Consider the following 13095-nt stretch of genomic DNA (forward strand, 5'->3'; position numbering starts at 1 on the left):
TTGCGAAGGAATATTTATGAAAAGACTTAGTTTGATTCTGGGCTGCGTGCTGCTCTTCGCAGGCATCGCCCAAGCCGCCGACAAACCGGTGATTCGCCTCGGCGCCCGGGTATTCACCGAGCAGACCCTGCTCGCGGAAATCACCGCGCAATACCTGCGCAGCAAAGGCTACGACGCGCAGATCACCGGTGGTCTGGGCAGTAACCTGGCCCGCAGCGCCCACGAAACCGGGCAACTGGACATGCTCTGGGAATACACCGGTGTGTCGCTGGTGGCCTACAACCACGTCACCGAAAAACTCGACAGTGCACAGTCCTACGCCCGGGTCAAAGAACTCGATGCGAAGAAAGGCCTGGTCTGGCTCACGCCGTCGAAATTCAGCAACACCTACGCCCTCGCCCTGCCGAAGACCGTGGCCGAGGAATATCCGCAGATCCACACCATCAGCCAGTTGAACGAAGTGCTGCGCGCTGAAGCCAAAACCAATCATCTGGTGGCGCTGGACACCGAGTTCGCCAACCGCTCCGACGGTCTGGACGGCATGGTCAAGCTCTACGACATGAACCTGACCCGCAAGAACATCCGGCAGATGGACGCGGGCCTGGTCTACACCGCACTGCGCAACGGTCAGGTGTTTGCCGGTCTGGTCTACACCACCGACGGTCGTCTCAACGCCTTCGGCCTGAAGTTGCTGGAAGACGACAAGCACTACTTCCCGGACTACACCGCTGCGCCAGTGGTGCGTCAGGCCTACCTCGACGCGCATCCGCAACTGGCCGAGCAACTCAAGCCGCTGGCAGAGCTGTTCGACGACGAAACCATGCGCCAGCTCAACGCGCGGGTCGATGTCGATCACGAGAGCCCGTCGAAAGTCGCTGCCGATTTCCTGCGCCAGCATCCACTGAACTAAAGGAGGAAAAGTCATGGAATTTTTGAACGCCTTTTCCCACCTCGACTGGCAGCAGGTGATGCACCTGACCTGGCAGCACATCACACTGGTCGGCATTGCTGTCAGCCTGGCAATCCTCATCGGCGTGCCGCTGGGCATCCTGATGACACGCTTCCCGAGCCTCGCCGGCCCCTTGCAGGCCAGCGCCACGGTGCTGCTGACCGTGCCGTCGATTGCCCTGTTCGGCCTGCTGCTGCCGTTCTACTCGAAGTTCGGCCAGGGCCTCGGCCCGATGCCGGCGATCACCGCTGTGTTCCTTTATTCACTGCTGCCGATCATGCGTAACACCTACCTTGCCCTGACCGGTGTCGAGCCGGGCATCCGCGAAGCCGCGCGCGGCATCGGCATGACCTTCGGCCAACGCCTGCGCATGGTCGAGTTGCCGATCGCCGTGCCGGTGATCCTCGCCGGCGTACGCACTGCCGTGGTGATGAACATCGGTGTGATGACCATTGCCGCGACCATCGGCGCCGGCGGCCTCGGCGTGCTGATCCTCGCCTCCATCAGCCGCAGCGACATGTCGATGCTCATCGTCGGCGCGCTGCTGGTCAGTCTTCTGGCGATCTTCGCCGACCTCATTTTGCAGTGGCTGCAACGTTCGCTGACTCCAAAAGGACTCCTCAAATGATCGAACTTCAAAACCTCAGCAAGACCTTCCAAAGCAACGGCAAAGATGTGAAAGCCGTGGACTCGGTAAGCCTGACCGTCAATGAAGGCGAAATCTGTGTGTTCCTCGGGCCATCGGGTTGCGGCAAAAGCACCACGCTGAAAATGATCAACCGCCTGATCAAGCCGACCTCGGGCAAGATCCTGATCAACGGCGAAGACACCACCGACCTCGACGAAGTGACCCTGCGCCGCAACATCGGCTACGTGATCCAGCAGATCGGTCTGTTCCCGAACATGACCATCGAAGAGAACATTGTCGTGGTGCCGAAACTGCTCGGCTGGGACAAACAGAAATGCCACGACCGCGCCCGCGAACTGATGAGCATGATCAAGCTTGAACCCAAGCAGTATCTGCATCGCTACCCGCGCGAACTGTCCGGTGGCCAGCAGCAACGGATCGGCGTGATCCGTGCGCTGGCGGCGGATGCACCGCTGCTGCTGATGGACGAACCGTTCGGCGCGGTCGACCCGATCAACCGCGAGATGATCCAGAACGAATTCTTCGAGATGCAGCGGGCGCTGAACAAGACCGTGATCATGGTCAGCCACGACATCGACGAAGCGATCAAGCTCGGCGACAAGATCGCGATCTTCCGCGCCGGCAAGTTGCTGCAGATCGATCATCCGGACACCCTGCTCGCTCATCCGGCGGACGACTTTGTCAGCAACTTCGTCGGTCAGGACAGCACCCTCAAACGTCTGCTGCTGGTCAAAGCCGAAGACGCCGCGGACAACGCGCCGTCGGTGAGCCCGGAAACCCCGGTGGCCGATGCACTGGAGTTGATGGACGAGCATGACCGTCGTTATGTCGTCGTCACTGACGCGGAGAACAAGGCTCTGGGTTATGTGCGCCGTCGCGACCTGCACCGTCAGACCGGCACCTGTGCGCAATTCCTCCGCGAGTTCAACGCCACCGCTGCCTACGACGAGCATTTGCGCATTCTGTTGTCGCGCATGTACGAGTTCAATCGCTCATGGCTGCCAGTGATGGATGCCGAGCGTGTGTTCCTTGGCGAGGTCACCCAGGAGTCGATTGCGGCTTACCTGAGTTCGGGCCGTTCGCGCGGAATGAAGACCAATATCGTGTCACCGGCCGAAGCGGTGGCCTGATCAAATGCAAAAGGGCTGTTCGACAGCCCTTTTTTTCGACCGCCGGAATCTGAAAGCCGTGATTATTTTGCCGACTATGGGCCGGCAAGAAATATCAACACGTCAGAAGGTTGAACCCGCCCGAAGATCTCTGCCTCAACCAGCAACTTCCCTCGCACCTCCCCTTCTCGCCGCCAACGTCGCCGATGTTGAAGTGAACGCACTTATCTGAGACTTGGCACACATCAGCGTCGAACGTGCAGGTATTTTTAACACCTGAAAATTATTGCGGAACATCTGGCCGTCATCTCGGTCGGGTACAAAGAGTGATATCCGCGACGTACGTCAGAAGCGTGCAAAAACGCGACATTTTTAGTTGATCTCAGGCCCCTCACGCCCTAAAGTTCGCGCCGAACGTCCATGCTGGAAACGATCCATCCGGCTCAAGTACTGACGACGAGACAGCAAGGCCAAGGGAAAGAAAGCTTCATTTCCCATGGCCTTTTTGCTTTCGGCGACATGCCTTGGGAAGTAGGCGAACCAAAGTGGGGATACGGAGGACGTTCAGGAGGGTGTGTCATCAATGAATTCACGAGTGCGCCGGGCATGCTTTTGCGCAGGGCAAGGCGCGAGGCCCGCAGTTTGGTTGTTCCAAATAAGGGACGAGCAACGCAGCCCTGCGCAAAAGCAGGCCCGGCCCTTCGGGTTGTGCCTGAGCGCGCGCCATGCTGCGTTGCAGGCCTTGCGAAGGGAGCAACCATTAGCTGCGGCCTGCGCCTTGCCTGGCACGCGCTCAGGCACAACGCACTCGCGAATTCATTGATGACACACCCTCGCACCCATTGATTAACTTTGTTTGCCAGTAGGAGAGTTCCCAGCATGTCGATCCAGGTCGAAGACTATTTCGCGCGCGAAACCTTTCAGAAAATGAAGGCGTTCGCCGACAAACAGGAAACCCCGTTCGTAGTGATCGACACCGCGATGATCGCCCAGGCCTACGATGACCTGCGCGCCGGTTTCGAATTCGCCAAGGTCTACTACGCGGTCAAGGCCAACCCGGCCGTCGAGATCATCGATCTGCTCAAAGAGAAAGGTTCGAGCTTCGACATCGCCTCGATCTATGAGCTGGACAAAGTGCTGAGCCGTGGCGTCAGCCCGGACCAGATCAGCTACGGCAACACCATCAAGAAGTCCAAGGACATTCGCTACTTCTATGAGAAGGGCGTGCGCCTGTTCGCCACCGACTCGGAAGCCGACCTGCGCAACATCGCCAAGGCCGCACCGGGCGCCAAAGTCTATGTGCGCATCCTGACCGAAGGCTCGACCACCGCCGACTGGCCTCTGTCGCGCAAATTCGGCTGCCAGACCGACATGGCCATGGACCTGCTGATCCTTGCTCGTGACCTGGGCCTGGTGCCTTACGGCATCTCGTTCCACGTCGGTTCGCAACAGCGTGACATCAGCGTCTGGGACGCGGCGATCGCCAAGGTCAAAGTGATCTTCGAGCGCCTGAAAGAAGAAGACGGCATCCACCTGAAGCTGATCAACATGGGCGGTGGCTTCCCGGCCAACTACATCACTCGCACCAACAGCCTGGAAACCTACGCCGAAGAAATCATCCGCTTCCTCAAGGAAGACTTCGGTGATGACCTGCCGGAAATCATTCTGGAGCCGGGCCGTTCGCTGATCGCCAACGCTGGCATCCTGGTCAGCGAAGTGGTGCTGGTTGCGCGTAAATCCCGCACCGCCGTCGAGCGTTGGGTTTACACCGATGTGGGCAAGTTCTCCGGCCTGATCGAAACCATGGACGAAGCGATCAAGTTCCCGATCTGGACCGAGAAGAAAGGCGAGATGGAAGAAGTCGTGATCGCCGGCCCGACCTGCGACAGCGCCGACATCATGTACGAAAACTACAAGTACGGCCTGCCGCTGAACCTGGCGATCGGTGATCGCCTGTACTGGCTGTCGACCGGTGCGTACACCACCAGCTACAGCGCGGTAGAGTTCAACGGCTTCCCGCCGCTGAAATCGTTCTACGTGTAAGCGATGCTGGCGTAATGCAAAAAGCCCATGACGTGTCATGGGCTTTTTTATGGCTGCGATTCAGGTGTTCTGTAACTCGGTGCAACGGTGAGTGTAGGCCTGCGCCAGCGCCTGGATTCGCGGATCGGTTGCGCTCGCCAGCGTCTGGCTGGCCACGCGCAGAAAATTCAGGTTGCCGCCGGCCAGCGCTTTCTCCAGCCAGACCAACGCCTCATCAACGCGCCCCTCAGCCGCCAACACCGCCGCGTAGCTGAACTGCCCACGAAAATCCCCGCCTTCGGCCGAACGTCGATACCAGTCACGGGCCGCTGCCGGATTCGCCGGGCACACTTGCCCCTCTTCCAGATAACGCCCGAGCAGGTTCATCGACTTGGCATGCCCGGACTCTGCCGCGCGTTGATACAGCGCCATGGCCTGAAGATGATCGACCGCGACACCGCGCCCGGTCGCCAGTAGGTTGGCGAGGTTGTACATCGCCCAATCCAACCCGCCGGCGGCAGCGATTCGATAATGTTGCACAGCATTCGCGGCATCGACCGGACACCCCCAACCGTGCTCATGACAGCGGCCAAGCATGTTGCGCGCCATCAGATGACCTTGCCCGGCGGCAATCTCAAACCAGCGCAAGGCCAGCGGCTGATCCTGAGCGATCCCGTGACCATCAAGCAGGATCTGCCCGAGCAGCGCCTGCGCTTCCAGCACGCCCTCACCCGCTGCCATCAGAATTGCCTGAGCCGCACGAGCAGGGCTTTCTTCAAGCATGGCCGTGAGGCGTTCGCCGTCGAGGACTTCTTCGCGGCGTAACCGAAAGTCCGCCACTTACACCTCGACCCAGCGACGCAACAGATTGTGATAGGTGCCGGTGAGGCGGATCAGCGAAGGGTGATCGGGCATGTCCTGGGTCAGTTGCTGGATCGCGCCGTCCATCTCGAACAGCAAGGCTCGCTGGCTGTCTTCGCGCACCAGACTTTGGGTCCAGAAGAACGAGGCATAACGCGCGCCGCGAGTGACTGCATTGACCTTGTGCAGGCTGGTGCCGGGATACAAGACCATGTCGCCGGCGGGAAGCTTCACTCGCTGGGTGCCGAAGGTGTCCTGGATTTCCAGCTCGCCGCCGTCGTAGTCCTCGGGCTCGCTGAAAAACAGCGTGGCCGACAGATCGGTGCGCACCCGCTCGATGCTGCCCTTGGGCTGACGCACCGCGTTGTCGATGTGGAAATCGAAACTGCCGCCCGCCGTGTAGCAATTGAGTAACGGCGGGAACACTTTGTGCGGCAGCGCGGCCGACATGAACAGCGGGTTTTTCCACAGCCGTTCGAGCATCGCCGCGCCGATTTCCTTCGCCAGCGGATGGCCTTCCGGAAGCTGCAGATTGTGCTTGGCCTTGGCCGATTGATAGCCGGCGGTGATCTTGCCATCTGCCCAGTCGGCCTGTTCCAGCGCCTCGCGAATACGCTGCACTTCGTCTTTCTCGAACAGCGCGGGAATGTGCAGGAGCATGGCGACGTCACCAGATGGCAAAAGGATGCCAATGGTATTGATTCTTATTGACTGTGTAAAACCCGCTAGACGAATGAACTGGCAAAAACCGTAAGGTTAAATTGTAAAGAATGTAAATTTGTCGCGAATAGTAATGTTTCGCAATTGATACGAATACCTGTTTACCCTATATTCCGCCGCCTCAAATCCTTGGGGAGGGGAATAAAAATGGCACGTCAACCAGCACAAGTACCGGTCAGTTCACCACGTCTGCTCGCTTCCGCCATCGGCGTGGCAATCACCGCCGGCTCCGCAGGCCACATGGTGTTCGCCGCCGAAAAAACCGACAGCAAAGCCACCGGCAATGCCATCGCCCTGGACGCCACCGCCATCACCGGCGAAGCCCAGGACTCGACCTCCTACCAGGTCGAGAAAGCCTCCTCGCCCAAGTACACCGCGCCGCTGGTTGATACCCCGCGTTCGGTCACCGTTATCCCGCAACAAGTCCTGAAAGACACCGGCGCCCTGAACATGCAGGACGCGCTGCGCACCGTACCGGGCATCACCTTCGGTGCCGGTGAAGGCGGCAACCCGCAGGGCGACCGTCCGTTCATCCGTGGTTTCGACGCCCAGGGCGACACCTACCTCGACGGCGTGCGCGACACCGGCTCCCAGAGCCGCGAAATCTTCGCCGTGGAAAACATCGAAGTCAGCAAGGGCCCGAACTCCGCCATCGGCGGTCGCGGCGCAGCCGGCGGCAGCATCAACCTGGTGAGCAAGAAAGCCCACTTGGGCAACTCGTTCGACGGTGGCTTCACCTGGGGCTCCGACCAGACCCAGCGCTACACCATGGATGGCAACTACCAGTTCAGCGACACCGCTGCCGGCCGTCTGAACCTGATGAGCCACGAGAGCAACGTCGCCGGTCGCGACAAGGTCGACTACGACCGCTGGGGCATCGCGCCGTCCCTGGCCTTCGGCCTGGGCACCGACACTCGCGTCAACCTCGATTACTACCATCTCGAAAGCAACGACACGCCGGATTCGGGCATCCCTTACACCATTCCGGCCGGCGGCTCGGCGGCGCGCACCAAGTCCAACCCGGACAAACCGTACGCCGGCGGCGATCACAGCAATTTCTACGGTCTGGACCGCGACTTCCGCAAGGGCCGCACCGACACCGCGACCTTCGCCATCGAGCATGACCTGAGCGACTCGCTGACGATCAAGAACACCCTGCGTCACGGCACCAGCATGCAGGATTACATCCTGACCCAGCCGGACGACAGCAAGGGCAACGTCAACAACGGCAGCGTCTGGCGTCGTGCGAACACTCGTGTGAGCAACACCGAGACCACCACCAACCAGACCGATCTGTTCGGCAACTTCTACGTTGCCGGCTTCAAGAACAGCTTCTCCACCGGTGTCGAGTACACCCGTGAGGAAAGCAGCAAATCCTCGTACAACGTCAACACCGACACCACGCCGCGCACCTCGGCCGTGACCACCAACTGCAACCCGGGTCTGATCGGCGCCGCCAGCGGCTACAACTGCACCTCGCTGTCGAACCCGACGCCGAACGATCCGTGGAACGGCGCCATTTCGCGCAACTACGCCGGCACCGACACCCAGTCCGATACCTACGCACTGTATGCGTTCGACACCCTCGAGCTGTCCGAGCAATGGCTGGTGAACATGGGCCTGCGTTACGACCACTTCGAAACCGGCTACAAGACTTACACCAACGCTGGCCGCACCACCTCCAAGGGTTCGGACACCAGCGAGTTCGTCACCGGTCAGTTCGGCATCGTCTACAAACCGGCAGAGAACGGCAGCATCTATGCGTCCTACGCCACCTCCGCCACTCCGCCGGGCAACACCCTGGGTGAAGGTCAGGAAGGCAACCCGCTGGGCGGCACGCCGGATCGCAATGGCAACCTGCTCAAGAGCGACATGGAGCCGGAAACCACCAAGAACTACGAAGTCGGTACCAAGTGGGATCTGCTGAACGATCGCCTGTCGCTGACCGCCGACATCTTCCGCACCGAGAAAGAAAACGCGCGTGTCCAGGTCGATACCACCTCGTACGAAAACGCCGGCAAGACTCGTGTACAAGGTATCGAGTTGTCCGCCAGCGGCAAGATCACCGACAAGTGGCAAGTGTTCGCCGGCTACGCCTACATGGACAGCGAACAGGTGGACGGTGGTGACCTGCCGGCCAACAAGGCCAACAACGGTAACGAGTTGCCCAACACGCCGAAGAACAGCGCCAGCCTGTGGACCACTTACCAGGTCACGCCGAAGCTGACCATCGGTGGCGGTGCGTTCTATGTGGATGACGTATTCGGCAACGTGGCCAACACCACCATGGTCGATTCCTACGTTCGCTACGACGCGATGGCGGCGTACAAGCTGAGCAAGAACGTCGACCTGCAACTGAACGTGCAGAACCTGACCAACGAGACCTACTACGACAAGGCCTTCTCGACCCACTTCGCCAATCAGGCGGCGGGCCGTACGGCATTGCTGAGCACCAACTTCCACTTCTGATCGAAGCGGGAAGTACCGAGCCCCGTTCATTCATTTGAGCGGGGCTTTTGTGCGTAATAAAGAACGTTTCTCGATAGGCCACGGCATAATGCACGCCGTGAACACAACCTCCGAACGGACAAGGCAAGCAACGTGTTGAAGAAAACCCTGTTCCAGTTGCACTGGTTTTTTGGCATCACTGCCGGGCTGGTGCTGGCCCTGATGGGCATCACCGGCGCTGCCTATTCGTTTCAGGACGAAATTCTCAAAGCCCTCAACCCTTCGGTTTTGCAGGTCGAGAAGCAGGTCGCCGGCGTGCTGCCGCCCGCCGATCTGGTGGCGCACATCGAAGCGGCCTCGGGCAAGAAAGTCTCGATGCTCTCGGTCGAAACCGAAAGCGGCAGCGCCGGCCGCGTCTGGTTCACCCCGCCCAAAGGCGAGCGCCGGGGCGAGATGCGCTACTTCGATCCTTACACCGCCGAGTTCAAGGGCGACGCCACCGGCCAGGACTTCTTCGGCCTGATGCTGCAACTGCACCGGTTCCTCGCCATGGGCGATACCGGCCGCAACATCACCGGCGCCTGCACCCTGATGCTGCTGTTCTTCTGCCTGTCCGGCCTGTACCTGCGCTGGCCGCGCCAGTGGCACAGCTGGCGCGTGTGGCTGACCCTCGACTGGAAGAAAAAGGGCCGCAGCTTCAACTGGGATCTGCACTCGGTGTTCGGCACCTGGTGCATGCTGGTTTACCTGCTGCTGGCACTGACCGGACTGTCCTGGTCCTACGAGTGGTACAACAAGGGCCTGACCCGACTGCTTTCCGATGCACCGCAAAACGAGCGCGTGCGCGGTGGTCGTGGCCCGGCGCCTGAAGGTCCGGCGCCGACTGCCGATTACGCCGCCATGTGGCTCAGCATCTACAGCACCGCAGGCCCGGGCCTCGCTTCCTACAACATCCGCATGCCGCCGGTGGCCGGCCAACCGGCGACCGTGTTCTACCTGCTCGACAGCTCGCCCCATGACCGCGCGCTGAACCAGATCACCCTCGACCCGGCCACCGGTGTGGTCAAACGCGTCGACCGCTACGCCGACAAGAGCTTCAAGGCGCAATTGCTGACCAGCATTTACGCGCTGCACGTCGGCAGCTATTTCGGGCTGGTCGGGCGGATCATCGTCACCGTCGCGGCCGTCTTGATGCCGCTGTTCTTCATCACCGGCTGGTTGCTTTATCTGGATCGCCGACGCAAGAAAAAGCAGATCAAGGATGCCCGCAAAGGCCTCGACCAACCGGCCGGCGATACGCCGGCGTGGCTGATCGGCTTCGCCAGCCAGAGCGGTTTTGCCGAGCAACTGGCGTGGCAGACTGCGGGTCAATTGCAGGCCGCCGGATTGCCGGTGAAGGTGCAGCCGCTGGCGAATGTCAGCGAGCAGAATCTGCGCGAATCAAACAACGCGCTGTTCGTGGTCAGTACCTTCGGCGACGGCGAAGCGCCGGACAGCGCGCGCGGTTTCGAACGCAAAGTGCTGAACAACGCCTCGACCCTCGACAGCCTCAACTACGCCGTACTCGGCCTTGGCGATCGGCAGTATCAACACTTCTGCGGTTTCGCCCGACGCCTGCATCAATGGCTGGGCGAACACGGTGGCAAGACCCTGTTCGCCCCGGTCGAAGTCGACAGCGGCGATCCTTACGCGCTGCGTCACTGGCAGACCCAGCTCGGCCTGCTCACCGGGCAAGCACCGGTCGACACCTGGCAGGCACCGAGCTACGAGAACTGGACACTGGTGCGCCGCGAGCTGATGAACCCGGACAGCGCCGGCGCCCCGGTTTTCCTGCTCGGCCTGACCGCGCCGACTTCTCGCAGCTGGCTGGCCGGTGACCTGGTGGAAGTGCTGCCGCGCAACTGCCCGTGGGCCATCGAGCATTTCCTCGACGGCCTCGGCATCCGTGGCGAAACCAGCGTCAAGGTCAACGGCCTGCAGGAGTCGCTGGAAGTGGCCCTCGCCAGCCGCCAGTTGCCCGAGCACCGCGCCCATCTGGTGGGCCTGCACGCCCAGGCGCTGGTCGATGCGATGGTGCCGTTGGCCATGCGCGAATACTCGATCGCCTCGATTGCCGCCGACGGCGTACTGGAACTGATCGTGCGGCAAGAACAGCATGCCGATGGCAGCCTCGGCATCGGCTCCGGCTGGCTGACCGAGCATGCGCAGATCGGCGGCAGCATCAGCCTGCGGGTCCGCCGCAACAGCGGTTTCCACCTGCCGAACGCTCCGGTGCCGATGATCCTGCTGGGCAACGGCACCGGCCTTGCCGGGCTGCGCAGCTTGCTCAAGGCACGGATCGCCGACAACCAACAGCGCCACTGGCTGTTGTTTGGCGAACGCAATCGCGAGCACGACTTCCTCTGCCGCGCAGAGCTGGAAGAGTGGTTGATCAATGGCGATCTGGAACGCCTCGATCTGGCGTTCTCGCGGGATCAGGCCGAGAAGATTTACGTGCAGGATCGCCTGCGCGAATCGGCCGGCGAGTTGAAGAAATGGCTGGCGGACGGTGCAGTGATCTACATCTGCGGCAGCCTTCAAGGGATGGCGTCGGGCGTGGATCAGGTGCTCAATGAAGTGCTGGGCGCTGCCGAAGTCGAACGCCTGATCGAACAGGGTCGCTATCGCCGCGACGTTTACTGATTCACCTTGGATAACTGTGGGAGCAAGCTTGCTCCCACAGCTTCAGCGCTGCATTCAGACCGGCTGCAGCTTCTGCTCAAACACCGCAACCCCCTCCAGATCCCGCAACACCACGCTCATCTCCCCGCTCTGCCCCTCAATGTTCACTTCGCCGAAAAACTGAAAACCGGCAAACGGTGAAGCGTTTTGCGTCGGTGGCGCTTTCTGAAACACCACTTGCGGGCCGAAGGTCTTGTCCAGCGGATTGGGGCCGAAACTGCCGGCGTTCAACGGCCCTGCGACAAACTCCCAGAACGGTTCGAAATCCTGGAACGCCGCGCGATCCGGGTGGTAATGATGCGCCGCGCAGTAATGCACGTCTGCCGTCAGGAACACGAAATTGCGCACCTGATGTGCCCGCAGGAACCCGAGCAATTCGGCCACTTCCAGCTCGCGCCCCTGGGCCGGACCGGGGTCGCCGTTGGCCACCGCTTCCCAGCGTGCAACACCGGGACTGACTTCACCGTCGGGCACGCCGAGACCGATCGGCATATCGGCGGCAATCACTTTCCACTGGGCTTTCGAGGCCGTCAATCCGCGCTTGAGCCAGTTCAGTTGCTCGCGCCCGAGGAACGGTTTTTCCGCCCCGAGATTGTCGTCGTTGGCCCCGCGATAACTGCGCATGTCGAGCACGAACACATCGAGCATCGGCCCGTAACTCAGCTTGCGATAGATCCGCCCGCCACCGTCCGCTGCCTGACGGCGCATCGGCGAATATTCGAGCCAGGCCTGACGCGCACGGCCGACCAGGGTGTGGATATTTTTTTCCTGATAACGCTCGTCGAGCTGCTTGCCCGGCGACCAGTTGTTGACCACTTCATGGTCGTCCCACTGCCAGATCTGCGGCACTTCGGCGTTGAAACGACGGACGTTTTCGTCCATCAGGTTGTAGCGGTAATTGCCGCGATAATCGTCGAGGGTTTGCGCGACCTTGCTCTTGGCTTCGGTGGTGAGGTTGCGCCAGATCCGGCCACCTTCCGTGGTCAGTTGCGCCGGCACCGGGCCGTCGGCGTAGATGGTGTCGCCGCTGTGGATAAAGAAGTCCGGCAGGCGCATGCGCATGGCTTCATAGATGCGCATGCCGCCGATATCGGGGTTGATGCCGAAGCCCTGGCCGACGGTGTCGCCGCTCCAGACAAAACGGAGATTGCGCCGCGCAGTCGGTGCACTGCGCAAGTGGCCGAGCCACGGCTCGCTGGCGACGCCAGTGCGGGCGTCCTTGAAATACACGCGGTAGAAAATCGCCTGATCAGCGGGCAACCCGGTGAGTTCGACGCGGGCGGTGAAATCGCTGCGGGCATCGGCCAGCGCCGAGACCACGCGGCGCGGATGGCGGAACTGACTGCGAGTGTCCCACTCCACCACCATCTGCGCCGGGCGGTCGGCGCGGCTCCAGATCATCGCCCGGTCGCCCTGCAAGTCGCCAGATTGCACGCCGTCAGTGAGTTGCGGTCGATCCTTGACCGAGGCGATGACGGCCGGCGCCAGCCCCGGCATCAGCAGTCCGGCGCCGACGGCTTGCATCACGCGCCGGCGACCGGGATTGAAATCGCTCATGGTGTTCTCCCTGAAAAAAGGGAAACTTAAGCACTGCTAGATGAAAGGGGTGTGACACC

General features: G+C 61.1%; 9 protein-coding genes. 6 read left to right on the plus strand and 3 right to left on the minus strand.

Translation table 11 applies throughout. The features are described 5' to 3' along the window. Positions 1–16 precede the first annotated feature (16 nt). The 4 genes from ACM6JM_RS28935 (at position 17) to ACM6JM_RS28950 (ending at position 4750) form a co-directional block, all read left to right on the plus strand. On the plus strand, positions 17–910 hold the full coding sequence (locus ACM6JM_RS28935) for a glycine betaine ABC transporter substrate-binding protein (RefSeq protein WP_064593352.1): 894 nt from the start codon (positions 17–19) through the stop codon (positions 908–910). A 13-nt stretch (positions 911–923) separates the two neighbouring features. Continuing rightward, complete coding sequence (locus ACM6JM_RS28940) at positions 924–1577, plus strand: ABC transporter permease (protein ID WP_007953690.1); 654 nt, start codon at positions 924–926, stop codon at positions 1575–1577. Then, the gene (locus tag ACM6JM_RS28945; protein ID WP_039769215.1) at positions 1574–2728 is read left to right on the plus strand and encodes a betaine/proline/choline family ABC transporter ATP-binding protein; all 1155 of its coding nucleotides are present in this window, start codon (positions 1574–1576) and stop codon (positions 2726–2728) included. The genes ACM6JM_RS28940 and ACM6JM_RS28945 overlap by 4 nt, the downstream gene beginning before the upstream one ends. 858 nt (positions 2729–3586) lie before the next feature. Continuing rightward, positions 3587–4750: a type III PLP-dependent enzyme gene (locus ACM6JM_RS28950; RefSeq protein ID WP_039769212.1), complete on the plus strand. Its 1164-nt coding sequence runs from the start codon at positions 3587–3589 to the stop codon at positions 4748–4750. A 60-nt stretch (positions 4751–4810) separates the two neighbouring features. On the opposite strand, the gene ACM6JM_RS28955 is transcribed toward ACM6JM_RS28950, so the two are convergent. After that, on the minus strand, positions 4811–5569 hold the full coding sequence (locus ACM6JM_RS28955; protein ID WP_414882884.1) for a tetratricopeptide repeat protein: 759 nt from the start codon (positions 5567–5569) through the stop codon (positions 4811–4813). Further along, positions 5570–6250, minus strand: a complete 681-nt coding sequence (locus ACM6JM_RS28960; protein ID WP_039769208.1) for a Fe2+-dependent dioxygenase — start codon at positions 6248–6250, stop codon at positions 5570–5572. A gap of 207 nt (positions 6251–6457) precedes the next feature. On the opposite strand from ACM6JM_RS28960, the gene ACM6JM_RS28965 reads away from it, so the two are divergent. Together ACM6JM_RS28965 and ACM6JM_RS28970 are read left to right on the plus strand one after the other, a co-directional pair. Then, the gene (locus ACM6JM_RS28965; protein WP_414882885.1) at positions 6458–8779 is read left to right on the plus strand and encodes a TonB-dependent receptor; all 2322 of its coding nucleotides are present in this window, start codon (positions 6458–6460) and stop codon (positions 8777–8779) included. Between the two features lie 132 nt (positions 8780–8911). After that, positions 8912–11440, plus strand: coding sequence for a PepSY domain-containing protein (locus ACM6JM_RS28970; protein WP_414882886.1), 2529 nt, complete (start codon positions 8912–8914; stop codon positions 11438–11440). Between the two features lie 54 nt (positions 11441–11494). On the opposite strand, the gene ACM6JM_RS28975 is transcribed toward ACM6JM_RS28970, so the two are convergent. Next, a complete protein-coding gene (locus ACM6JM_RS28975; RefSeq protein WP_414882887.1) occupies positions 11495–13036 on the minus strand; it encodes an alkaline phosphatase D family protein in 1542 nt (513 codons plus the stop codon). Positions 13037–13095: the final 59 nt, after the last annotated feature.

It is taken from the genome of Pseudomonas sp. IT-P2 (assembly GCF_949767575.1).
Taxonomy (GTDB): domain Bacteria; phylum Pseudomonadota; class Gammaproteobacteria; order Pseudomonadales; family Pseudomonadaceae; genus Aquipseudomonas; species Aquipseudomonas pharyngis.